At 62.3% G+C, this 23,931-nt stretch carries 23 protein-coding genes; 14 read left to right on the forward strand and 9 right to left on the reverse strand.

The genetic code is table 11. The features are described from left to right. Nucleotides 1-16 precede the first annotated feature (16 nt). Together GGI60_RS16885 and GGI60_RS16890 are read left to right on the forward strand one after the other, a co-directional pair. The gene (locus tag GGI60_RS16885) at nt 17-1,291 is read left to right on the forward strand and encodes an ABC transporter substrate-binding protein (RefSeq protein WP_183934759.1); all 1,275 of its coding nucleotides are present in this window, start codon (nt 17-19) and stop codon (nt 1,289-1,291) included. A gap of 76 nt (nt 1,292-1,367) precedes the next feature. Next, entirely contained in the window at nt 1,368-3,218 is a 1,851-nt protein-coding gene (locus GGI60_RS16890) for a DUF2264 domain-containing protein (RefSeq protein WP_183934760.1), read from the forward strand. Nucleotides 3,219-3,300: 82 nt separating this feature from the next. On the opposite strand, the gene GGI60_RS16895 is transcribed toward GGI60_RS16890, so the two are convergent. Both GGI60_RS16895 and GGI60_RS16900 read right to left on the reverse strand, forming a co-directional pair. Beyond that, on the reverse strand, nt 3,301-3,876 hold the full coding sequence (locus tag GGI60_RS16895) for a histidine phosphatase family protein (RefSeq protein ID WP_183934761.1): 576 nt from the start codon (nt 3,874-3,876) through the stop codon (nt 3,301-3,303). 59 nt (nt 3,877-3,935) lie between these two features. Beyond that, nucleotides 3,936-4,472, reverse strand: a complete 537-nt coding sequence (locus GGI60_RS16900) for a sensor histidine kinase KdpD (RefSeq protein WP_246720418.1) — start codon at nt 4,470-4,472, stop codon at nt 3,936-3,938. A 126-nt stretch (nt 4,473-4,598) separates the two neighbouring features. On the opposite strand from GGI60_RS16900, the gene GGI60_RS16905 reads away from it, so the two are divergent. Beyond that, entirely contained in the window at nt 4,599-5,702 is a 1,104-nt protein-coding gene (locus tag GGI60_RS16905; RefSeq protein WP_183934762.1) for a flavodoxin family protein, read from the forward strand. A gap of 56 nt (nt 5,703-5,758) precedes the next feature. Here GGI60_RS16905 and GGI60_RS16910 read toward each other — a convergent pair whose 3' ends face one another. From GGI60_RS16910 to GGI60_RS16925, 4 genes are all read right to left on the reverse strand, one after another. Beyond that, nucleotides 5,759-6,178, reverse strand: a complete 420-nt coding sequence (locus tag GGI60_RS16910; RefSeq protein ID WP_183934763.1) for a metal-dependent phosphohydrolase — start codon at nt 6,176-6,178, stop codon at nt 5,759-5,761. A 5-nt stretch (nt 6,179-6,183) separates the two neighbouring features. Further along, nucleotides 6,184-6,510, reverse strand: coding sequence for a DUF2934 domain-containing protein (locus tag GGI60_RS16915; RefSeq protein ID WP_183934764.1), 327 nt, complete (start codon nt 6,508-6,510; stop codon nt 6,184-6,186). Between the two features lie 48 nt (nt 6,511-6,558). Next, entirely contained in the window at nt 6,559-6,915 is a 357-nt protein-coding gene (locus GGI60_RS16920; RefSeq protein WP_183934765.1) for a hypothetical protein, read from the reverse strand. Between the two features lie 83 nt (nt 6,916-6,998). Further along, nucleotides 6,999-7,289, reverse strand: a complete 291-nt coding sequence (locus tag GGI60_RS16925; protein WP_183934766.1) for a hypothetical protein — start codon at nt 7,287-7,289, stop codon at nt 6,999-7,001. Nucleotides 7,290-7,641: 352 nt separating this feature from the next. On the opposite strand from GGI60_RS16925, the gene groES reads away from it, so the two are divergent. The 4 genes from groES to GGI60_RS16945 all read left to right on the forward strand — a co-directional run bounded on the left by groES (nt 7,642) and on the right by GGI60_RS16945 (nt 13,088). Beyond that, on the forward strand, nt 7,642-7,956 hold the full coding sequence (gene groES / locus GGI60_RS16930) for a co-chaperone GroES (protein WP_183934767.1): 315 nt from the start codon (nt 7,642-7,644) through the stop codon (nt 7,954-7,956). A 47-nt stretch (nt 7,957-8,003) separates the two neighbouring features. After that, nucleotides 8,004-9,632, forward strand: a complete 1,629-nt coding sequence (gene groL, locus GGI60_RS16935; protein ID WP_183934768.1) for a chaperonin GroEL — start codon at nt 8,004-8,006, stop codon at nt 9,630-9,632. A gap of 66 nt (nt 9,633-9,698) precedes the next feature. Then, nucleotides 9,699-9,965 (forward strand): hypothetical protein, encoded by a 267-nt coding sequence (locus tag GGI60_RS16940; RefSeq protein WP_183934769.1) that lies wholly within the window; start codon nt 9,699-9,701, stop codon nt 9,963-9,965. A 78-nt stretch (nt 9,966-10,043) separates the two neighbouring features. Beyond that, a complete protein-coding gene (locus tag GGI60_RS16945) occupies nt 10,044-13,088 on the forward strand; it encodes an FAD-binding and (Fe-S)-binding domain-containing protein (protein ID WP_183934770.1) in 3,045 nt (1,014 codons plus the stop codon). Nucleotides 13,089-13,172: 84 nt separating this feature from the next. Here the strand turns inward: GGI60_RS16945 and GGI60_RS16950 are convergent, their stop codons facing one another. Both GGI60_RS16950 and GGI60_RS16955 read right to left on the reverse strand, forming a co-directional pair. Beyond that, nucleotides 13,173-14,303, reverse strand: coding sequence for an HPP family protein (locus GGI60_RS16950; protein WP_183934771.1), 1,131 nt, complete (start codon nt 14,301-14,303; stop codon nt 13,173-13,175). A gap of 57 nt (nt 14,304-14,360) precedes the next feature. Further along, entirely contained in the window at nt 14,361-15,266 is a 906-nt protein-coding gene (locus tag GGI60_RS16955) for a LysR substrate-binding domain-containing protein (protein ID WP_183934772.1), read from the reverse strand. A 258-nt stretch (nt 15,267-15,524) separates the two neighbouring features. Here GGI60_RS16955 and GGI60_RS16960 point away from each other — a divergent pair, with 258 nt between their 5' ends. After that, nucleotides 15,525-15,836 (forward strand): hypothetical protein, encoded by a 312-nt coding sequence (locus GGI60_RS16960; protein WP_183934773.1) that lies wholly within the window; start codon nt 15,525-15,527, stop codon nt 15,834-15,836. Between the two features lie 182 nt (nt 15,837-16,018). On the opposite strand, the gene GGI60_RS16965 is transcribed toward GGI60_RS16960, so the two are convergent. Continuing rightward, the gene (locus GGI60_RS16965; RefSeq protein ID WP_183934774.1) at nt 16,019-16,921 is read right to left on the reverse strand and encodes a GNAT family N-acetyltransferase; all 903 of its coding nucleotides are present in this window, start codon (nt 16,919-16,921) and stop codon (nt 16,019-16,021) included. A 267-nt stretch (nt 16,922-17,188) separates the two neighbouring features. Here GGI60_RS16965 and argE point away from each other — a divergent pair, with 267 nt between their 5' ends. The 6 genes from argE to GGI60_RS16995 all read left to right on the forward strand — a co-directional run bounded on the left by argE (nt 17,189) and on the right by GGI60_RS16995 (nt 23,884). After that, nucleotides 17,189-18,313: an acetylornithine deacetylase gene (gene argE / locus GGI60_RS16970; protein ID WP_183934775.1), complete on the forward strand. Its 1,125-nt coding sequence runs from the start codon at nt 17,189-17,191 to the stop codon at nt 18,311-18,313. Nucleotides 18,314-18,336: 23 nt separating this feature from the next. Beyond that, nucleotides 18,337-19,260, forward strand: a complete 924-nt coding sequence (locus GGI60_RS16975) for a 2-hydroxyacid dehydrogenase (protein ID WP_183934776.1) — start codon at nt 18,337-18,339, stop codon at nt 19,258-19,260. Between the two features lie 37 nt (nt 19,261-19,297). Further along, nucleotides 19,298-19,651, forward strand: a complete 354-nt coding sequence (locus GGI60_RS16980; protein ID WP_183934777.1) for a cupin domain-containing protein — start codon at nt 19,298-19,300, stop codon at nt 19,649-19,651. A 204-nt stretch (nt 19,652-19,855) separates the two neighbouring features. After that, entirely contained in the window at nt 19,856-21,319 is a 1,464-nt protein-coding gene (locus GGI60_RS16985) for an aldehyde dehydrogenase (protein ID WP_183934778.1), read from the forward strand. A gap of 9 nt (nt 21,320-21,328) precedes the next feature. Next, complete coding sequence (locus tag GGI60_RS16990; RefSeq protein ID WP_183934779.1) at nt 21,329-22,372, forward strand: tartrate dehydrogenase; 1,044 nt, start codon at nt 21,329-21,331, stop codon at nt 22,370-22,372. A gap of 54 nt (nt 22,373-22,426) precedes the next feature. Then, nucleotides 22,427-23,884, forward strand: coding sequence for an NAD-dependent succinate-semialdehyde dehydrogenase (locus GGI60_RS16995; protein WP_183934780.1), 1,458 nt, complete (start codon nt 22,427-22,429; stop codon nt 23,882-23,884). The last annotated feature ends 47 nt before the right edge of the window (nt 23,885-23,931 follow it).

The raw sequence follows: 23,931 nt of genomic DNA on the forward strand, positions 1-23,931 counted from the left end.
GGGAAGGAGAACAGGAATGTATTTGGACAAATTCGGGAGGACGGTGAAACTTGCCGTGGCAGGTATCACTCTGGCCACGACGACGGCTGGCGCAGCGCTTGCTCAAGACGCCGTGACGCTGAAATGGGCTTTGTGGGACTGGGACAAGACCGCCTATTACAAGCCGCTGATCGAGGCCTATCAGGCCAAGCATCCGAACGTGAAGTTCGAGCCGATGGATCTCGGCTCGCAGGACTACCAGCAGATGATTTCGACGCAACTGACCGGCGGCTCGAAAGATATCGACATCGTCACCATCAAAGACGTGCCGGGCTATACCAATCTGGTGCGCGCCGGCAACATCGCCGATCTCAGCGGCTTCGTGACGGATCAGAAGATCGATCCGGCGCCCTATGGCGGCCTGATCGAAGAGCTCACCGTCGACGGCAAGATCTATTCTCTGCCGTTCCGCTCCGACTTCTGGATCGTCTATTACAACAAGGACATCTTCGACAAGGCAGGCGTCCCCTACCCCACCAACGACATGACCTGGGCGCAGTTCGACGAGACCGCCGAGAAGCTCGCAGGCGGCATGGGCACCAACAAGACCTACGGCGCACTGCTGCACACCTGGCGTTCGACCGTCCAGCTTCCCGGCATTCTCGACGGAAAACACACGCTGGTCGATGGCGACTACACCTTTCTGAAGCCCTGGTACGAGCGCGCGCTCACCCTGCAGAAGGATGGCGCCATCCCCTCCTATGCCTTCCTGAAGACGTCGAACACGCACTATTCGGCGCTCTTCTTCAACGGCACGATCGGCATGCTGCCGATGGGCACCTGGTTCGTCGGCACCCAGATCGCCAAGGTCAAGTCGGGTGAATCGAAGAGCAAGAACTGGGGCATCGTGAAGTTCCCGCATCCTGATGGTGTGGCCGCCGGCACCACGGCTGCGCAGATCTCGGGGCTCGCAGTCAACGCCAATTCCGCCCACAAGGATGCCGCGCTCGATTTCATCAAGTTCGTCACCGGCCCGGAGGGCGCGGCCGTCATCGCCTCAACCGGCACCTTCCCGGCGCTGAAGACCGCCGATGTCAGCGCAAAGATCGCGTCGACGCCCGGTTTCCCGCTGGATGAGGCCAGCAAGGAAGCGCTGATACCTGCCAAAGCCTATCTGGAAATGGCCGTCAATCCGAACGCCGCCAAGATCGAGGTGGTGCTCAACCGCGCCCATGACGCGATCATGACCGACAATACCTCCGTTGATGACGGGCTGAAGGAAATGACCGAAGGCGTGAAGGCCATCAAGTAGGTCTCGCAAGATACCGGCGGCCGCGGGTCAACATCGGCCCGCGGCCGAATTTGTTTTACGCAATTCCGAGTTGACGATGATCTATGATCCCAGCAGGGCCAATCCGCTTTCCGGCAATCCCCTGAAGAAACGCGACGATCTGGCAACGGCCGTCATCGACCTCTTCGAGCCGCTCCTGCCCTATTTCTCCGAAGGCGGCGCACGTGTGCGCCTCGGCGCAGCCGGCGCAATCTTCGACCGGGCGGCGGCGGATCTGGAAGGATTTGCGCGGCCGCTCTGGGGCATCGTTCCTCTTGCGGCCGGCGGCGGCCATTTCCCGCATTGGGATCTCTATCGGCGGGGGCTGGCAAACGGCACCAATCCCGCCCATCCCGAATATTGGGGTGCTCTGGCCGATCGCAACCAGCGGCTGGTCGAGCTTGCCGCCGTCGGCTTTGCGTTGGCGCTGGTGCCCGAACATATCTGGGAGCCGCTTGCTGACAACGAGAAGACGACGGTCTCCGCCTATCTTGTCGCCGCGCGGAACCTTGAATTCATTGACAACAACTGGAAATTCTTCCGCGTCCTCATCGATCTCGGGCTGGAGCGTGTCGGTGTGGCGTTCGACCACATCAAAACCGTCGCCTATCTCGACGAATTGGAAGCCCTCGATCTCGGCGACGGCTGGTATCGCGACGGACCGGTCAGGCGGGTCGATCACTACATCCCCTTCGCCATGCATTTCTACGGCCTGATCTACGCCGTGCTGGCGCGCGGCGACGAGGCGCGCAAGGACCGCTTCCGCGATCGCGCAAGGACCTTCGCCGGGGATATCCGCCATTGGTTCGGCCCGGATGGCGCAGCCCTTGCCTTCGGCCGTAGCCAGACCTACCGCTTCGCCGCCGGCGGTTTCTGGGGCGCGCTCGCCTTTGCCGGCGTCGAGGCGCTGCCGTGGGCTGAGATCAAAGGCTATTACATGCGCCATATCCGCTGGTGGTCGGCGATGCCGATCGCCGACCGTGACGGCGTACTCTCCATCGGCTACGGCTATCCGAACCTTCTGATGAGCGAGAGCTATAACTCTCCCGGCTCGCCCTATTGGGCGCTGAAATTCTTCCTGCCGCTCGCCCTTCCTCACGATCACCCCTTCTGGGTCGCCGAAGAGGCGCCACAGCCGGAATTCTCAGCGCCGGTGGCTTTGAAGCCGTCCGGCATGGTCGCCATGCATACGCCGGGAAATGTCGTCGTGCTCTCCTCCGGCCAGCAGCACGACAAGATGCGCGGTGCAAACGAGAAATATTCGAAATTCGCCTACTCCACCCGCTATGCCTTCAACATCGAGGCCGACGACCGGAACTTTGCCGCCGCCAGCTTCGACGGCATGCTCGGCCTTTCCGACGATGGGGTCCACTTCCGCATGCGGGAAACCCTCGAAGAAGCGCTGATAGCGGGCGACCGGCTTTATTCTCGCTGGCGTCCCTGGCAGGACGTCAGCATCGAGACCTGGCTCATTCCCGCAAACCCCTGGCACATCCGCATTCACCGCATAAGCACGCCGCGTGCGCTCAGCACTATAGAGGGTGGTTTTGCGATCGAACGCGCCGATTTCAATGCCGATCTATCCGAACAGGCGGAGGGCCGGGCCGTCTGGTACGGACAGACGGATGTCAGCGCCATCGTGGACCTGTCATCCAGTCCGAGGGCCGGCCACGCGATGAGCCCGATCCCCAACACCAACCTCATCCACGCCAAAACCCTGCTGCCGCAATTGCGCGGCGAACTCGGCCCGGGAATCGCCGTGCTGGTCACCGCGGCGATGGCCCTGCCCAGCCGCGAGAACTGGGCGGAGGCGCTGGGCATTCCGCCACCTAGACCGGACATTGACGAGCTGGAGCGGCACTCCCGTGAAACCGGCGTGCGCGTGCCGGCATTCGACCTCCTGTCGTAGCTTAGTTTTGGCAAGACTCAGGCGGCTAACCAGAGGTAGAAAGAGCAGAAAAGCCAGCCGATCTTTAGGTTCAGCCGCAGGGCTATTCGATAAGGTGAGCCTGGCCATTCTGAAGCCGATAAAATCCGGCTTGCGGCACCGGCAGTTCCAGCATTTCCTCTTGGGACAATCCAAGATACACGCCTCGTATCAGCCTCCCCGTCAGGCCGTGGGATATGGCTATCGTCGTGGAGCGAAGCTGTGACAACCACTCCTTGACGCGTGCGCAAGCTGCATCGAATGTTTCTCCATCCGGCGATCGAAAGAACCAGTTGAAAGCATTGGCGCCTTCGAGCATGCCCGGATATTCCATGTCGATTTCATAATGGCTCATGCCATCCCAGGACCCGGTCGTTACCTCCATCAATCGTAGTTCATCGCGGCTGGCCACGGGTACATAGCGCGAGATGCGCGCCGCTGTTTCCTTTGCGCGGCCCAACGGGCTGACGTGGACATCGATTTCACCGGAATGCCGCTCAAGTTCCCGGCCGAGAAGTTTGCCAGCCTGATCCGCCTGCCACCGCCCTCTTTCCGTAAGCGGGGAATCCTTTTGTCCTTGAAACCGACCTGGTGCATTCCAGATCGTCTCGCCGTGCCGAAGGAGAAAAATTATCGTCAATCCTCTGAACCCTTATGGGGCGCTACTGAAATTTGGCACTATCTTCGCGACCCGCCTGCCTAGCCCGTCGCAACGCGCATCTCGTCCGACGTCTCGGCGCCTATCGGAATCCGGAGGGTAACCGTCGTGCCGTTTCCCCGACTGCTCGCCACCTGGATCGTTCCCCCGTGAAGCTCAACTATCTGCTTGACGAGATTAAGGCCGATGCCGGTGCCGGCAATGCCTGTTGAGCTTCTGGCGCGGAAATAACGCTCGAACATCTTCGGGAGGTCGTCGGCATCGATGCCGATGCCCTCGTCGCGCACGGTGATGCAGACGCTTTCTCCTTCCTGCCATCCTGTGACGTGGACGTTTGGAGATTCCGGCGCGTATTTGACGGCATTCGAGAAGAGGTTGCCGAAGACTTGATCGAGCGCGGGGCGATCGCCATAAATGGTCTGAGGAATCCGATCGAGTTCAAGCAGAAAGCGATGGGATCGCCGAATGCTTTCCTGACGCGCGCTGCAGGTTTCGACGATTTCGGCAATTGAGCACGGCTTGGGCACGATGGTGATCCGGCCATGATCCAGCCGCCCGGCAGCAAGAATGCTTTCCATCGGTTCGAGCACAAATTCCGGAAGAGTTTAGCGCTCGACGCTCCGGTTGCATAGGCCCATCGATGGGGATGACGGGAACACAGTATCTGCCGGTGCGTTCAGCAAAGCCGGCCTCAGGAGGTTCCAATGCCAGCCAACGTTGCCACTTCAGCCTCCGATCTCGAACCCCGCAAGGGCAGTCCCAGCCCGCGGCTCGACGAGCATGAATTCAAGCGGCGCTTTCTCAATCAATTTCAGGATCCAGCCTACGGCAAATTGCAGGAAGAGCTTACGCGGCTCGCTTCGGCAGCCTGGGAAGCCTACGCAAATTCGCGAAAAAGCCCGAAGATCCGCAAGGCCGGCCCCGGCTTCGCCGATCCCGATTATGATCTGGCTGAAGACTGGCTGGCGGCCCGCGATGCCATCCGTGACGCGGAAAAGCGGCATGACGATCCGAATGGGCCAACCCGTTTGCTTCTCGTCAACGGCTCGACACGTAGCGAACACACATGCCCTGGCGAGATTTCGAAGAGCTACCGCATGGTCGATATCGCCAGGGAGGTGCTGGAGCGACAGCGCCATGTGAAGATCGAAATCCTCGATTTGAGCCGGCTCGCCTCGGAATACGGCCGGCAGATCCATCCGTGCAAAGCCTGCTTCTCCACTGCAGCGGCTCTCTGTCATTGGCCCTGTTCCTGTTATCCTAACTATTCGCTCGGACAGATCCATGACTGGATGAACGAGATCTATCCGATGTGGGTCGAGGCGCACGGCATCATGATCGTCACGCCGGTGCATTGGTACCAGGCGCCGTCATCCCTGAAGCTGATGATCGACCGACTTGTCTGTGCCGACGGCGGCAACCCGGATCCGACAAGCACCCACGGAAAAAATGCTGACCAGGCAAAACAGCTAGAGATGGACGGATGGCCCTATACCCGACATTTGGAAGGTCGTCTGTTTTCCGTCGTCGTTCATGGTGATACGGAAGGTTCGGAGGATGTCCGGAGGAACCTCTCGGACTGGCTTAGGTCAATGGATCTTTTACCAGCCGGCCCGCTTGCGGAAATCGACCGCTATATTGGTTACTGGGAACCCTACGCGACAAGCCATGCGGCATACGAGAAAGACCAGGCGATGCAGGAGGAAATCCGCAATGCGGCTCGAACGCTATACGAAGCCGCTGCCGCCAGGCGCCAAGGCCGCCAGATCGCTGCCGGCGCCGGCTTGCGGCAGCCGCGTCAGAAATAGCGACACGAACGGCTCTTACCGGCCGGACCTTCGCTGGAGCCGCCGGATGAGAACACCTACTGTCCGTTCTCTATATCGCGTAGCAGATCCAGGCCGCTTTGATATTTTTGCTTGTCTTTGCCGGCCTGCTCGGCCTGGCGCAGATTGTCTTCGAGGTCGGCCCGCTTGACAGGCAAAGCGAGCGGGTTTGCTGCCGCACGTCTGACGAATTCCTCGTCAGGCTCATCGGGCCGCCGGGTCAACGCATCGACAGCAGAGATGATCGCCGGCGGGAAGCCTTCCTCCTTCAACCTGTCGAGCGTCCAGCCATTTCCCTTTTCGGCGACGTCGTGAAGGTAGGCGACGGTTCGCGCCTCGTCGCCCGGCACGAGAAGCGCGACCCGTTGACAGTGCTCGAAGAAGGGCCGGCCGGTTTTGTCCGTCTGGCCGTCATGTGCCTCCATGGCGATCTGCGTGGCGTGGTCGAGATGCTGCATGACGATTACGGTCCTTCGGTCTCTCTGATCTTCTGCCGGGAAGGCTCCTCCCCCGTGGTTATCTCGATATCGCGCGGAGTCGCCCCGGCACCCTGACCAAGTCCGGGGCGCGGCCGGTCGACATCGCCACTTTCCCCGGCGCCTTGAAGCAGCGCCGCGTCGTCCCTGTCGTCTTGATCGAGCAGGTCCTGCAGCGTCTCATGCTCGTCCTCGCCGGCCAGTTCGTCGCAGGCTTGCATCCAATGACGCAGGTCCGCCCCTTCAGGGCGGCCTTCGGCCTCCCAGATTTCGTAGGCCCGCCGGCGTATCTGTTCGTGTTTGTCTGTGGCCATGATCTTCTCCAGTTCCGACCTGACCTCGCGGTTTGACTTCGCCGTATTTCAAGGCGTGTTGATGGTGGGAAGAAAATCCTCCACCTGCTTACGCTCATCCTTTGAAAGCGTCTCCACCCTCTCCTGCCAGAAGCGCTCGGCCGCCGGCGGATCCTCCTCCCATTGGCGAACAGTGGTGATGTTGTCGTCGATCTTGGACCGGCGGCGTCCTCCGAGGCTCAGATACTCTTTCGCGAGTTTCAGGCTTGGAGTTTCAGTGCCGCTGTCGCGATCCGATGTCGAACTCGCATTGTGCCGGGCTGCGTCCGATGCTCGCTGCCGATCGACCTCGGCGCGCTGCGTGTCGAAGGAGCGCGCGTCGTCAGTTCCGCTTTCGGGTGGCATGTTGGTTTTCGAAGTGGTCATGGATCACCTTTCGATGCTGTGATCCATTAACCTTCGGCAGCTGCCAGAGTTCCGCATGCCGGCGATTGATTTGCGCAGGGCAATCAGTGGACGGCCATGCTTACCATACGATAGGGGTGCACGGCTTCGAACTGCGAGATCATCGCCGTCGCCTCGAGCAAGACGCGCTCGGCATTCTCGGGATCGTCGCGAGCGAGTTCGTCGGCGTTGACGCGGATCGCTTCCGCCATGTTGTTCGACAGTACAGCAAAGTGCATATTGCCCTCGACGAGGGCCTCGCGCGCAGTATCCTCGAGCGTGCGAGCGATATCGACGAAGATTTCCTCGCGTTCCTCAATACTGAGGTCTTTAATTATATTGGTCTTCTCTTCCATGTCACTCACTCCTAAAAGACGTGGGACGGTGATCGAGCTCATCGAGCCTCGATCGCCTGAGAGCTAGGAACGCCGAAATCCGGATTCAAGCCGGAGCACAGTTTTAAACTCGTCTTCGAGACGAGGGGACGACCATCGTCATTAGTTCGAACGCGGGAGCCGGTCTTCTGTTCCCCGCGGGCCATTAGCAGTCGCCGGCAGCGAGTGCTAATTTTTCTGCGCCGCCCCTTGAAATTGAAAAACCATCGAACCAGATCAATCCCGCAAGGCGCGCGACCTTGCACCCGCCCGGACCTCGTCATCCGGTCCGGTCTGGCGAACAACATCATATTGTTTGTCGATGGAGGAAGACATGTCGTTCCGACCGCTTCATGACCGCATTCTCGTCCGCCGCGTCGATTCCGAGGAAAAGACCAAAGGCGGCATCATCATCCCCGACACCGCCAAGGAAAAGCCGCAGGAAGGCGAGGTCATCGCCGTCGGTCCCGGTGCACGCAACGATGCTGGCCAGATCCAGGCGCTCGACGTGGAGGTCGGCGATCGCATCCTGTTCGGCAAGTGGTCCGGCACCGAGATCAAGATCAACGGCGAGGACCTGCTGATCATGAAGGAAAGCGATGTCATGGGTATCATCGAAGCCCGGAGCGAAGGAAAGCAGGCCGCCTGAACCCTCAGGACGTGCTCAATGCCAGCTGCCTATGAAGGAGTGAGGACATGGCTGCTAAAGAAGTTAAATTCAACGTCGAAGCCCGCGAGAAGCTGTTGCGCGGCGTCGACATCCTGGCCAACGCCGTGAAAGTGACCCTTGGCCCTAAGGGCCGTAACGTGGTGATTGACAAGTCCTTCGGCGCGCCGCGCATCACCAAGGACGGCGTTTCCGTCGCCAAGGAAATCGAACTCGAAGACAAGTTCGAAAACATGGGCGCCCAGATGGTCCGCGAAGTCGCTTCGAAGACCAGCGACATCGCCGGCGACGGCACGACGACTGCGACGGTTCTTGCCCAGGCAATCGTCAAGGAAGGCGCCAAGGCTGTTACCTCAGGCATGAACCCGATGGACCTGAAGCGCGGCATCGATCTTGCCGTCGCCGCCATCGTCGCGGAGCTGAAGGCCAACGCCCGCAATATCTCCAACAATTCCGAGATCGCCCAGGTCGGCACGATCTCCGCCAATGGCGATGCCGAAATCGGCCGCTTCCTGGCCGAAGCGATGGAAAAGGTCGGCAATGACGGCGTGATCACGGTTGAAGAAGCCAAGACTGCCGAAACCGAACTCGAAGTCGTCGAAGGCATGCAGTTCGACCGCGGCTATTTGAGCCCCTATTTCGTCACCAATGCGGATAAGATGCGGGTCGAGTTCGAGGATCCCTATATCCTCATCCACGAGAAGAAGCTCTCCAACCTGCAATCGATGCTGCCGATCCTCGAAGCCGTCGTCCAATCCGGCAAGCCGCTCCTGATCATCGCCGAAGACGTCGAAGGCGAAGCCCTCGCAACGCTCGTCGTCAACAAGCTGCGCGGCGGCCTGAAGATCGCTGCCGTCAAGGCCCCCGGCTTCGGCGACCGCCGCAAGGCCATGCTCGAAGACATCGCCGTGCTCACGGCGGGCACCGTTATCTCCGAAGACCTCGGCATTAAGCTCGAATCCGTGACACTCGACATGCTCGGTCGCGCCAAGAAGGTGTCGGTCGAGAAGGAGAACACCACGATCGTCGACGGTTCGGGCGTCAAGTCCGACATCGAAGGCCGTATTGCCCAGATTAAGGCGCAGATCGAAGACACTACCTCCGACTACGACCGCGAAAAGCTGCAGGAACGCCTCGCCAAGCTCGCCGGCGGCGTTGCCGTTATCCGCGTCGGCGGCTCGACCGAAGTCGAAGTGAAGGAAAAGAAGGACCGCGTCGACGACGCGCTTCACGCAACCCGCGCAGCGGTCGAAGAAGGCATCCTGCCGGGCGGCGGCGTGGCGCTGCTGCGCAGCGTCAAGGCGCTTGAAAAAGTCCAGACCGCCAATGACGACCAGCGCGTCGGCGTCGACATCGTCCGCCGTGCACTTGAGACGCCGGCCCGCCAGATCGCCGAGAACGCCGGAGCGGAGGGATCGGTGGTCGTCGGCAAGCTGCGCGAAAAGACCGACTTCTCCTATGGCTGGAACGCCCAGACGGGTGAATATGGCGACCTCTATGCGCAGGGCGTCATCGATCCGGCCAAGGTTGTTCGCACCGCGCTTCAGGATGCCGCCTCCATCGCCGGTCTTCTCGTGACGACGGAAGCCATGGTCGCCGAGAAGCCGAAGAAGGATGCCCCTCCGGCAATGCCGGGCGGACCCGGCATGGACTTCTGAGACGAAAGTCGCCGGCCCGCCCCGACACGATGATGTCCGGGCGGGCTGTTTTCCGAGGGAATTAAGATGGTTCAAACGATCACAAAACGATCGCAGGTGCCGCTGGACTCCCGCGATCTTGCAACCTGCCAGCGCGTCTTCGACAAGCTCAGCACCGATTATGCGATAGCAAGGGACAGCGACGAGGCCGAACGAATGGCGAGCATCATAATCGAACTCTACCGACAGGGCGTGCGCGACCCCAACCACCTACAGTCGATGGTCGAGGCGGCCCGCGGACTCTTCGAAGCGGCCGGCGCCGTCAACCGGTTGGCGGCCACGCCGACCGGTTGACAGGCCGCTGACGACGCCTTCCGATTTTCGGGCCAATGCGCTAGTGACAAGGCTCGAGTGCATTCTGAAGGTTTCGAAATGATCCCACGCCTCCAGCCGAAGGCTCCCATCCCGCTTCCCGCCGCGGGTTTTTTCCAGCGGCTCGTCGAGGCGGGATTTGAGGGCGATATCGAGACCGGTGCGGCGAGCCGGACCGTATATTCAACCGACAATTCCATCTACCAGGTTGAGCCGACCGGCGTCCTCTTCCCAAGAAGCGTCGCAGACTTGCGGGTCGTGGCGGCCGTGCTGTCGGAATCGACCTTCCGGGAGATAAGCATCGCGCCGCGCGGCGGCGGCACCGGCACGAACGGTCAATCCCTGACATCGGGCGTCGTGGTGGACTGTTCGCGGCATATGAAATCCATTCTCGACATCGACCCTGTCCGAAGGATTGCGCGTGTCCAGGCGGGCGTTGTCAAGGATGAGCTGAATCGGGCTCTGAAGCCCTACGGCCTGTTCTTCGCGCCCGAACTTTCCACCTCCAACCGCGCCACGATCGGCGGCATGATCTCAACCGATGCCTGCGGTCAGGGTTCATGCCTCTACGGCAAGACCAGCAACCACGTCCTCGGATTGCGTATCGTCCTGATGGATGGCTCCGATTTCTGGTCGCGCCCGCTCGAAGCGGGGGCGCTCGCGGAGATCGGCGCACGAAAGGATCGCGTTGGTGAGATCCACAGGAGAGTCGAACGGATCGCGCTGGAGAAGCGCGAGCAGATCACCGAGATCTTTCCGAAGCTCAACCGCTATATGACCGGCTACGACCTCGCCCATGTTAGGCGTGACGACGGACGCTTCGACCTCAATGCCGTTCTTTGCGGCTCAGAGGGAACGCTGGCGATGATCGCCGAAGCCGAACTCAACCTTCTGCCGATCCCGGCCCATGCAGCGCTGATAAACATCCGCTACGGCGATTTCAACACCGCCCTGGAGGACGCGCGCAACCTCGTGGCGCTGAAGGTCGCCTCGGTGGAAACGGTCGACGAGAAAGTGCTCGGCCTCGCGAAAGGCGATATCGTCTGGACCGGCATCGCCCGCTTCTTTCCCGACGATCCGGGCAGCGCGACGAACGGCATCAACATCGCCGAAGTGCTTGCCGATAATGAAGACGAACTCGAGCGCAAGCTTGCGCAGGTGACCGCCGCGCTCGACACCGGCACGAATGCGCGCCATGCCGGTTATACGATAGCCCGGGGCCATGTCGATGTCGAGGCGATCTGGTCGATGCGCAAGCGGGCGGTCGGCCTGCTCGGCAATGTTGAAGGGCCGGTCAGGCCCGTCGCTTTCGTCGAGGATACGGCCGTTCCGCCGGAGAATTTGGCGGCCTATATTCGCGAGTTCCGCGCGCTTCTCGATGGCGCCGGCCTCTCCTACGGCATGTTCGGCCATGTCGATGCCGGCGTCCTGCACGTGCGGCCGGCACTCGACCTAACCCGCGACGATCACGTCCGGCTGGTTCGAGAGGTCAGCGACGCCGTTGTGGCGCTTACCCGCAAATATGGTGGCGTGCTCTGGGGAGAGCATGGCAAGGGCGTGCGTTCTGAATATGTGCCGGAGTTTTTCGGCGATCTTTATCCCAGCCTGCAGGAGATCAAGCGGGCTTTTGATCCCGAGAATCGGCTCAATCCGGGCAAGATCGCGACCCCTTCCGCGGAAGTGCTGACGAAGATCGACGACCTTCCACTGCGGGGAGATATCGATCGCATCATCGGCAACGAGATCCGCTCCGCCTTCGACAACGCCGCCTATTGCAACGGCAACGGCGCCTGTTTCGATTTCGATGAATCGAGCCCGATGTGCCCCTCCTATAAGGCGACGCGCGATCGGCGCTTTTCGCCCAAAGGGCGCGCCGCCCTGATGCGGGAATGGCTGAGGCTGCTTGCCGAGAGGGATATCGATCCCCGCCAGGAAGCGACGCGCCTGCGGAGGAGCATTCCGTTCGCCAGCCTGGCGCGGCGCGCCTTCAATTCGCTGAACCCGGCAAACCGCGATGACTTTTCCCACGAGGTGCGCGCGGCGATGGACACGTGTCTGGCCTGCAAGGCCTGCGCGGGGCAGTGTCCGGTGAAGGTCAGCGTGCCGGCCTTCCGCTCGAAATTCCTGGAACTCTATTACGGACGCTACCTCCGCCCGCTGAAGGATCCGCTGGTCGCGGCGATTGAAACCACCCTGCCGCTCGTCCGGCGCATCCGGCCCGCCTATAATATGGTCGTGGGCACGCGCGCGGGCAGAGCGATGATGCGTCTCGCCGGGCTGACCTCCCTGCCGCATCTGCCGCGAATCTCACTCGCCAGGGAAGCCGCCCGCCTCGGCGTGCCGCTTGCGATGCCGCAATTGATCGAGGCCTTGTCGCCGCAGGAAAGGCAGCTGAGCGTGGTTTTCGTCGCCGACGCCTTTACCGCCTATTTCGATCCCGATGTCGCGCTCGCAGCGATCGGGCTCGCCCGGAAAATGGGACTGGCGCCCCTTCTTGCGGCGCCCCACGTCAATGGCAAGGCCCTGCATGTTCATGGCTATCTCGAACGCTTCGAGGCTGCGGCCAAGCGGACCGCGCGTTATCTCCGGCGACTGGATGAAACCGGCGTGGCGCTCGTCGGCCTCGATCCGTCCATGACCCTTGCCTTCCGCAGTGAATATAAGGGATTGCTCAAGGCAACGGTCCTGCTTCCACAGGAATGGCTCGCCGCCAACCTCGACCGGCTCACAGCTTCGCCTTCGGCCACAGAGGGCAGCCGTTTCCGGTTGATGGCGCACTGTACCGAACGCACCAATGCGCCAACCTCCGTCGCACAATGGCAAAAGGTATTCGACAGCCTCGGCGTCGATCTTCAAGTGGCGCAAACCGGTTGTTGCGGCATGGCCGGCACCTTCGGACACGAGGCCCGCAACCGACCGATCTCCGAGCGCCTTTATGCGATGAGCTGGAAACCGGAGCTCGATGCGGCTGGCGATGCCGATAACCTCATGGCGACCGGATATTCCTGCCGCTCCCAAGTGAAGGAAATCGACGGCAGGCGCATTCCGCATCCGCTCCAGGTCATTGCCCGGATAGGGTCGGAAAATCCTCCAATCCCACGGTGACACACGGCGTTCCCACCGAACTGACGACGAAGGCATGTGGCCGTGACGCTAGAGGCCCTGCGGCGGCCGAGCCGCTCCGCGAGGTCATGCCACGGCCGCGATCGCCTCGCCGTCACTCGGCAGCAGCCGCGCCACGGCGCTCAGGAGATCGGTCTGCGATATCAGGCCGAGGATCCGATGATCGTCATCGACAATGATGACGGCATGCGTGCGCCCGTCCGTCAGAACGGGCAGCAGCGACAGAGCGGCGTCCGAAGCTCTCGCCACCGCCGGCTTGGAGATCGCATGCGCGATCGTATCGCCGCTCGCGAACAGCTCCCGCAGGCCGACAGTGCCGACGAGACGGCCCTCCGGATCCCTCACCGGCAACGTCCGGATATTATGCTTCAGGAGAAGGTGCCGTGCGGCGTTCGGTTCCGACGTTTCGCCGATGGCGATCACGTCACGCGACATGATATCGGCACAGCTGATCTTGCCGTTCGAGCGGATGGCCGCCTGCAGTTCGACCTGCTGCAGCAGCCGCCCGAGATCGGCCCGATCGATGTCGAAGGTTTCATCGAGCGCTTCCAGTGCAGCGTCGACATCCTCCTCGCGAAAGCCCACCCGCACCGCAGACGGCAGGTCGACCGTCTGATGGGTATTCTCCGCCGGCTTCGGCACGACATGCGGATAATTGCGCTTGGAAAGCTTGTGGAACAGCAGGCCAAGTCCGACGAGAATGCAGGAGTTCAAGGCGACTGGCACGAAAGGAAAGAGGAACCCCCAACCAGCAACGACGGGACCGCCGAGCACCGCGGTCAGCGCCGCTGCCCCTCCGGGCGGATGGAGGGATCGTGTAAACGACATCGCGCCGATCGCCAGTGAAACTCCGACGCCGGTTGCGATAATCGGGTCGCGAATGAAATAAGCGGCAACGATGCCCATCATGGCAGATATGGTGTTGCCGCCGATGATCGACCAGGGTTGCGCCAGCGGGCTTGCCGGCACCGCGAAAAGCAGCACTGCCGAGGCGCCCATCGGTGCGACGATCAAGGGAAGATGTGGCCCCTGACCGAACAGATAGCCGCTGATGACGCCGGTGAGACCGATGCCCAGCAACGCGCCGAAACAGGCGATCAGCCGCTCTCTTAACGTCGCACCGGCCAGGATGGGCGAAAAAAGGCGAAAGCGGCGAAGACGGCTCTGCCCCATCTTTGGGGAAACGGGATATTGCATGCAAAGACCAATTGTAAGCGAGTATTGTCTGGCGGGCGAAGGAGGAAGACGACGAAACTAGTTTGTCGCCAGCCTCATGTCTCTGCCTTTTGTCGCGCTGAGGACTTCATGGAAGGCGCTGAAGGCGCTGGGGCGGTTATCCCTGCGGGACACCAGCAGCGTCTCGACGGGGCCGAGCTGATGGGTCGGAAGAGCCGCCGGCCAGTACATGAGGTCGAGTACGGATTTCGGCATCACGCCTGCGGTATTGCCGGTCGCTACACTCGCCAGGATCGCGTGGTAGGAGCCGAGTTCGCTCGTCGGCAGGGCGCTCGATTCACGCGCCCAGGTTTCGGCGATCCTGCGATAGGTGCAGCCGGGCTCCAGAGCGGCGAGCGCTCCGACACGCAGGTCGGCGGCGGATTTGATGGCCGGATGCCCGGACGGCAGCACGATCAACAGATCTTCGACGAAGACCGTCTCCATTTCCAGCGCCTTGAGCTCGGCATCAAAATCGCGGTCATCTTCGCGCATCGTCTTCGGCGGCCGGGCAATTAAGGCGCAATCCAGTGCGTCGGCCAGAACATCGCGGGCGAGATCGCGGGACGCGCCCATCGTCAGCTGCAGTGACACGTCGGGCCACATCTGGTTGAACTGCGTGAGCGCCGCCGGCAGCCGGCTTGCCGCCGTGCTCTCCATCGTGCCGACCCGCAATGTTCCTGATGGGGCATGGGGCCGCACGGCTTGGCGCGCTTCGAGTGCAAGGGCCATAAGCCGGTTGGCATAGGTGAGAAACGTCTCGCCTTCCCGCGTCAACGTCATCTTCTTGCCATCGCGGCTGAAGAGGGACACACCAAGATCCTCCTCCAATTGCTGGATGCGCGTCGTCACATTCGACGGCACTCGTCCGACGGCTTTGGCCGCCTTCGTCACGCTGCAATCGCTGGCAACGGCGAGGAATATTACGATTGACGAAAGGTCCAATGAAAAGATCTCGTTTTTGGAATTAAGCTGGAGGATAATTCTCCATATAGAAATCATCACCGCTGCTCAAGTCGTAATGCGATATAATTTGGCCGATCAGGCCAGGCCGGGTACACCTGCCGAAAAAACGGTCGTGACGCCGCGGAAATAGCCAAGCAGAGCTCGCCGCTGGCGTTATCGGACGGTAATTTGAAGGCGTACGGCTGGCACGTCGTTTGCATCTGCAATTCCACCAGCAGATTGATCGGCGACGGCCCCATGTTGCAACCTGTCTTGACCTGTCTTCTCCTTAGCGTCGCCTCAGGCCTGAGCATGCGGCGTTTTCTCCTGCCCTATTTCCCAAGCGGCGATCTGGCGGAGAAGTCCGCTCCCGCAACGATGGTCGCCAGCGCCGTCTTTCTGGCGACGATCGCTTTCACAATCTCCGACCAGGAACTTTGGGCGAAATCAGCCATTCTGATGCTCGGCCTTCTGCTGGCGGCGCTGTTCGACGACGGCAGACCCAAACTGACGATCGCCGTCTCGGCGGTCAGTTTGGCGGCCTATCTCGGACTGCGTTCGATTAACTGAGCGAAGACCGGCGGCGAGAAGCACGCCGCCTTCTCTGTTGTCGAAATCCCGGTCGAGGTGCTGCGCTCGAGACCGTCTACCGGCGGGAATCTTCGGACGGTTTTTGGCAATATCGCTCGTTTCGGCCCGAATGCGAGCGGGCTCAGGCTCTGGCATCGCTGCCCTCTGTCCCGGCGCTTAATTCACCCGAGCGTGTGACTGACGAGCGCATAGGTCTTCGGCTCGTGCATCCCTCGACGTCCCGGAACGGGGAGCCAAGGGTCGCCCAGCGACATGCTCGTCACAATATCATAAATGGGAAGACCGCAGCGGGAGAGGAAATCGGCAAATGTCCCGCCTTTTTCGCGTGTGTCGACGCGCAAGAATGCTCCAGCATGCTCGACCGCATGCGGATGGACGACGGCGATCGCATCGGCGTCATTGCTTGCCACGACCGGACCGATGACATGGCCGCGCCCGAACCTTCGGCAAAGCGAGAAGGCCTCGATCCGGCCGGCGCGGATCAGGACGACTCCCTTGGAATTTGCAAGGAGCCGAGCCAGGAGCAGCGTGCGATCGGTGCCGAAGGCCAAAGAATCCAATGCCGCGATCGCCTCCAGGTCATCGGCTTCCACTGCCCGTATCGCGGCACCTGGCGGCAGTTCCACATCCGGCGGCAAGATCGCTTCGCCGTGGCATTGAAACACAGACGCCTCGCGAACAAAATTCAAGGACAGATAAAGGCGCCGCGCCGCCCGCGTCGCGTTCAGCCCGAGATTGCGTCCGGCAACCTGATCGAGCGCGTGGCCCATCAGCCACTGCCCGGCGCCGTTGGCCTGCAGGCGCGGCGAGGTGATGACCATGCCGATCGTCGCGAATCGGCCGCCATAGGGAAACCACATCGCAGAGCCCAAGATACGGCCGATTTCATCGATCGCCGCAATGCCCTGGCCGAAGTCGCGCAAGAACTGCCAGTCTTCGCGGCGATGCGGCCAGGCGACCGACATTGAGAGCGCATGCAGCTTATCGATATCGACGCTGTCGATGTCGGCGATGCGCGTCTCGAAACTGTCGACAAACCTGGATTCGGATGTCAGTGCGCTCACTCCCGCCCTCCTGCCGCGTTTTCTGGCAAAGTCCCCCAGGGAAAGCTGTCCCACAGAAAACTGCTTTATCGAGATTAGGACAGATCGCGCGATACAATTCACTGGCGACGCCCGCGCAAACACAACAATCGACCAAATCCGATGCGCTTTCAGCAAATAAAGCCTGGGCCGGTCTCTACAGTCATTGGCCAGACCCCAACGGGCCGACGGCGCCGTTGACCGCAAGAGCCCGGTTGTACCCCGACATCCCGTGCCGTGAGGACGCCCATGCAGTCAATTGAAATTCTCGAAACGCTGGTCGGCTTTCCCTCCGTTGTTGGTACGCCGAATGGCGAAATCGTCGCTTGGATCCGGCACTATCTGCAACGTCACGGCATCGCCGCCACCGAGCTTCCCGGCCCCGAGGGTGACCGCTCGAACCTCTTCGCGACGATCGGGCCGGTCGAGGTGCCGGGTTATATCCTCTCCGGCCATATGGACGTGGTTCCCGCCGCCGAGACCGGCTGGAGCAGCGACCCGTTCCGCCTGCGCGCCGACGCGGACCGCTACTACGGCCGCGGCACCACCGACATGAAGGGTTTCCTGGCCGCCGTTCTCGCCGCCGTCCCGATGCTCGCGGCGACGCGGCTCCGCCGGCCCATTCATATTGCCTTGTCCTACGATGAGGAGGCCGGCTGCCGCGGCGTCCCGCACATGATCGCACGGCTGCCGAACCTCTGTGCGCCCCCGCTCGGCGCGATTATCGGCGAGCCGAGCAACATGCGGGCAATCCGCGCCCACAAGGGCAAGGCCGCCGCCCGGCTGACCGTCAGGGGCCGGTCCGGCCATTCCTCCCGCCCGGACCAGGGGCTGAACGCGATCCATGCCATGAGCAGCGTCCTGGCTTGCGCCAATGCCGAAGCCGCCCGGCTCGCGCACGGCCCGTTCGAAGATGTGTTCGAGCCGCCCTATTCGTCTCTTCAGGTCGGCACGCTGAAAGGCGGCCAGGCGGTCAACATCATTCCCGACACCTGCGAGGCCGAGTTCGAGGCGAGAGCCATTGCCGGCGTCGATCCGGCCATACTGCTGGCGCCGCTGCGGACCGCGGCCGAGGCGCTGCCGCAACTGGGCTTCGAGGTGGAATGGCGCGAACTCAGCGCCTATCCGGCACTGTCGCTTGCCGCCGATGCGGCGCTTGCGCGCCTGCTTGGCGAACTGACCGGCATCGAACCGCTTGCCGCCGTCAGCTACGGCACCGAGGCCGGCCTTTTCCAGCGCGCCGGCATCGATGCGATCATCTGCGGGCCGGGCGATATCGGTCGGGCCCACAAGCCGGATGAATTCATTCTCGTTGAAGAACTCCTGGCTTGCCAGGCAATGGTCGAAACCCTCGCCGGCCGCTGCGCCGCCTGACTTGAGATCACGGAGCCGATGCAATGACCTTTCTCTTCAATTCCGACGCAAAGCGCGGCGCCATATTCGCCGAAGCCTTCGCGCGCGAACTGCCCGACATCGCCTTTTCCATGAACCCGGCATCGGTCGAACCAGAGGCTGTGCGCTACCTGATCACCTGGAGCGTGCCCGACGATCTCGCGCGCTACCGCAACCTCGAAATCCTGTTCTCGATCGGCGCCGGCATCGACCAGTTCCACATCGATGCCGTGCCTGCGCGGGTCAAGGTGGTGCGCATGGTCGAGGGCGGGATCGTCAGGATGATGCAGGAATATGCGACGCTCGCCGTCCTTGCGCTCCATCGCGACCTGCCGGCCTATCTCGAGCAGCAGCGACGCGGGATCTGGCAGCCGATCCCACCGGTACAGGCCGCAGAACGCCGCATCGGCGTCCTCGGTCTCGGCATGCTTGGAAGCACGGTGCTGGAACGTTTGCAACCCTTCGGCTTCCCGCTTTCCGGCTGGAGCCGCAGTCCGCGCACGATCGGCGGTGTCCGGTGCCTGAGCGGCGGCGAAGGTCTCGACACCCTGCTTGCAACCACCGACATTCTCGTCTGCCTGCTGCCGCTGACGGAGGAGACCCGCGGCTTCCTGAATGCCGAACTCTTCGCAAGGCTGCCGGCCGGCGCCGGGCTCGTGCATGTCGGCCGCGGCGCGCAACTCGATCATCAGGCGCTCGTCGACACGCTCGATGCCGGGCATCTCTCCGGCGCCGTCGTCGACGTCACCGATCCGGAGCCGCTGCCTGCGGGTCACGCCTTCTGGCGCCATCCGCAAATCCTGCTGACGCCGCATATTGCCAGCGTCACGCAGCCTGAAACCGCCGCGGCGGCGGTGATCGACAATATCAAACGGCATCGCGCGGGGCTTGACCCGATCGGGCTGATCGACCGCAGCCGCGGCTACTGAATCATCCACGCCAAACTTAAACCCCGAAAGGAAAGCCATGTCCCTGCTCAAGACGATCGACACCAACCCATCCGAGGCGCCGCGCGAGTCCGCCCCCCTTCCCGAGCGCCTGATCTCGGGCAGTCCCACCTTCAAGACCTGGGCGCAGGATGTTGCCCGTGCAGAGACGGTTCATACCGGCGTATGGGAGGCAACGCCCGGCGAGACGCGTTCGATCAAGGGCGAGACGTTCGAGTTCTGCCACATCCTTTCCGGCCTGGTCGAGCTCACGCCGGACGACGGCGAGCCGGTGATCTACAAGGCCGGCGACAGTTTTGTCATGAAGCCGGGTTTCGTCGGCGTCTGGAAGACGATCGAGACGGTGCGCAAGATCTACGTGACCGTATCGTGACGCCGATGCCGCGCGCCATGCTCGCCTGCGGCGCAGGCGTTTCCCGACCGCAGACAGCGCGGCAAGGGCGCCGGCCACCCGCCGTAGATTTGACTGGCCGCGGCGGGCAAAACGCAATTTTCGGCCGCCGCAGCGCGATCGGTCGATGCATGCTGCTCGCCTTCCCCGGCTAGGTTTGTCCTCGGTTCATTCCGAGGACGCGCAATGACACTCAGCTTCGATCCGAACACGATCTCCCTGCCCGTCGGACATTTTATCGGCGGCCGACTGGTTCCGGCCAAAGCCGTTATCGACATGCATAGGCCGTCCGACGGCAGGGCCTATGCGGGCTGCCCGCTTGCCGACGAGGCCCTTGTCGACCACGCCGTCGAGACGGCCGGAGCGGCGTTGAAGACCAGTAATTGGGGTGGCGTACGGCCGCGGGAGCGCACTAGCGCACTGCAGCGCTGGGCAGACCTGATCGAAGCCGAGGCGGAAACCCTCGCCAGGCTCGAAGCGCTCTCCTCGACCCGCCCCGTCGGCCAGCTCGTCGCCGGCGATATCGCCGTCACCGCCGAGCAGATCCGCTTCTTCGCCGAATTCGCCGACAAGGAAGGCGGCGACCTCGTCCCGACCGACAATGCGAATTTCGGCATGATCGTGACGGAACCCTATGGCGTCGTCGGCGCCATCACTCCATGGAACTTTCCTTTGTCGATGGCGGGGTGGAAGCTTGCTCCGGCGCTGGCGGCGGGCAATGCGGTGGTGTTGAAGCCATCGGAGATGACGCCGTTTTCGACACTCTATCTTGCTGAACTTTCGGTGCGGGCCGGCCTGCCCGCCGGCCTCGTCAACGTCGTCCTCGGCGACGGTCCGACCACCGGAACCGCCATCACCGGCCATCCGGGAATTTCCAAGATCAGTTTCACCGGCTCGACCGCGGCCGGCTCGGCGATCATGGCCAATATCGCCCGCACGGGTGTGAAGCCGATGACGCTGGAACTCGGCGGCAAGAGCCCGCAGCTGGTCTTCGCGGATGCCGATCTCAATCTCGCGGCAGGCGCCATCGCCGGCAGCATCTTGTCCAATGCCGGTCAGGCCTGCGTTTGCGGATCCCGCCTCATCGTCGAGGCGAAGGTGGCGGATGCGCTTGTGACGGCACTGCTTGCCCGGCTGGCGGCAATCCGCCCCGGTCCCACCTGGGAGGAAACGACCGACTATTCGCCCGTCATCTCCGAACGTCAGATTGCCCGTATGGATGGCATCATCCGCGCCGCGATCGACGGCGGGGCCGAGTGCCTCACAGGTGGCCATCGCCTTGACCGCGACGGCTATTTCTACGCACCGACGCTGATTTCCGGCGTGACGGCAACATCACCGGCGGTTCTCGAGGAAATCTTCGGACCGGTGCTGACGATCCAGACCTTCGACGATGAGGAGGAGGCACTGCAGCTGGCCGATCATCCCGCCTATGGGCTCGCCGCCGGCCTCTTCACCCGCGATCTCTCACGCGCCATCCGCCTCACCCGCCGCCTGCAGGCCGGCACCATCTGGATCAACCGCTATGGCCGCTCGCGCGACCATATCCTGCCGACCGGCGGTTACAAGCAGTCGGGCATCGGCAAGGATCTTGGCCGCGAAGCCTATCACGCCAACCGCAAGAGCAAGAGCGTGCTCATCAGCCTTTAAGGAGCTGCGATGAAGACCTACAATATCGCCCTTCTGCCTGGAGACGGCATCGGCCGCGAAGTGACGGAAGCAGCCTGGACCGTGCTCGAAAAGACGGCCGGATCGAGCGGATTTTCTCTCGAGGCAACCCGCCTCCCCTGGTCCTGCGACTACTATCTCGAAAACGGCAGTATGATGCCGGCCGACGGCATCGAGACGCTGCGGTCTTTCGATGCCATCCTGCTCGGCGCCGTCGGGTGGCCGCAAAAAGTGCCGGATTCCGTATCGCTGCATGGGCTGCTGCTGCCCATCCGCAAGGCCTTCGTGCAATATGCCAATATCCGCCCGCACCGACTGTTGCCCGGCGTACAGGGGCCGTTGCGGTCCGACGGCTTCGACATTCTCTGCATCCGCGAAAACACCGAGGGCGAATATTCCGGCGCCGGCGGCCGCGTCCATCAGGGCACGGACAACGAAGTGGCGATCGAAACCGCGATCTTCACCCGCACAGGGGTCGAGCGCATCCTGCGTTTCGCCTTTGAGCAGGCGCGTCGGCGGCGCGGCAAGCTTGCCTCGGTGACAAAGTCCAACGCGCAGAAATATTCGATGGTCTTCTGGGACGAGATCACCCACGGCCTCGCTGCGGATTATCCCGATGTCGAGGTGACCAGCTACCATATCGACGCCATGGCCGCCCGCATGGTCATGGCGCCCGAAAGCCTTGATGTCGTGGTCGCCTCCAACCTGTTCGGCGATATCCTGACCGACCTTGGCGCCGCGATCCAGGGCGGGCTCGGCTTTGCGGCATCCGCCAACATCAATCCCGATCGGTCGGCGCCCTCCATGTTCGAACCCGTCCACGGTTCGGCGCCAGACATCGCCCATCTCGGGATCGCAAATCCAATCGCCGCCGTATGGTCGGGCGCGATGATGCTGGAACATCTCGGAGAGACGGCCGCCGCCGAAAAGGTGATGGCCGCAATCGAAGCAACGACGGCGCGCGGCATCGGCGCAATTCCCGGCAAGGACAAAACCGACGCGATCACGGCATCGGTGCTTTCCGCACTCGGTTAGCGCGTCGCGCAAACTGGGCAGTAATTTAGAAAAGCTTTGACGAAAGGGGAGAAAATGTACGGATTGAGAGATAGCAACCTGCTTCGCCAGCAAGGGCTCATCGACGGCGAATGGTGCGGGGCTGCGGCCGGCCGCACGATCGAGGTGACCGATCCGGCGACGCAACAGGTGCTGGGCACAGTGCCCGATATGGACGGAGCCGATACGCGGGCCGCAATCGCGGCGGCGGAGAAAGCCTTCGGTCCATGGCGGAAAAGGACCCATGCCGAGCGCGCCGCCTTGTTGGAAGCCTGGCATGATCTGATGCTCGACAATATCGAGGACCTGGCGCTGATCCTTACCAGGGAACAGGGCAAGCCGCTTGCGGAAGCGCGCGGCGAAATCCGCTACGGCGCCTCGTTCGTCAAATGGTTTTCGGAGGAAGCACGCCGCATTGGCGGCACGACCATTCCCTCACCGACAGCAGATCGGCGCATCGTCGTTCTGAAGGAACCCGTCGGGGTATCGGCGATCATCACGCCGTGGAATTTTCCCAATGCGATGATCACCCGCAAGGTCGGACCGGCACTCGCGGCAGGCTGCACTGTTGTCATCAAGCCCTCGGATTTGACCCCGTTTTCGGCGTTGGCGCTCGGCGTCCTGGCGGAGCGCGCCGGCATCCCGAAGGGCGTGATCAATATCGTCACCGGCATGCCGGCCGGCATCGGCGACGAACTGATGGCTAACCAGACCGTGCGCAAAATCTCGTTCACCGGCTCGACCCGCGTCGGTTCGCTGCTGATGCGCGGCGCGGCCGACAGCGTCAAGCGGCTCAGCCTCGAACTCGGCGGCAATGCACCCTTCATCGTTTTCGACGATGCCGATCTCGATCTTGCCGTGGAAGGTGCGATTGCCTCGAAATTCCGCAATGGCGGCCAGACCTGCGTCTGCGCCAACCGCCTTCTCGTCCAGTCCGGCGTCTACGAGGCCTTCGCCGCCAAACTTGGCGCGCGGGTCGCGGCCATGAAGGTCGGGGCCGGGACGGATGCCGGCACGGATATCGGTCCGATGATCAACAAGGCGGCGATCGAAAAGATCAAGCGTCATGTGGACGATGCGGTCGAAAAGGGCGCCAGGATCCTCGCCACGGCGGGGTCGATGCCGGCCGGCGATCAATATGCGGCGCCGATGGTGCTTGGCGGCGCGACGACCGAAATGCAGCTTGCCAGTGAAGAGACATTCGGACCGGTTGCCCCGCTCTTCCGCTTCGACACAGAGGAAGAGGCGATCCGCATCGCCAATGCAACCCCCTTCGGCCTTGCTGCATACTTCTACACCGAGAGCCTGAAACGCTCCTGGCGTGTCGGCGAAGCGCTCGAATTCGGTATGATCGGCCTCAACACCGGCGCTATTTCCACCGAGGTCGCCCCGTTCGGCGGCGTCAAGCAATCCGGCCTTGGCCGCGAGGGCGCGCAGTGCGGCATCGAGGAATATCTGGAAATGAAGAGTTTCCACATCGGCGGGCTTTCCTGACCCGTCAAAAACAAAGGGCGCCGGAAATTTATCCCGGCGCCCCTGCT

Source organism: Rhizobium lentis, assembly GCF_014200175.1.
In the GTDB taxonomy this organism is placed as follows: domain Bacteria; phylum Pseudomonadota; class Alphaproteobacteria; order Rhizobiales; family Rhizobiaceae; genus Rhizobium; species Rhizobium mulingense.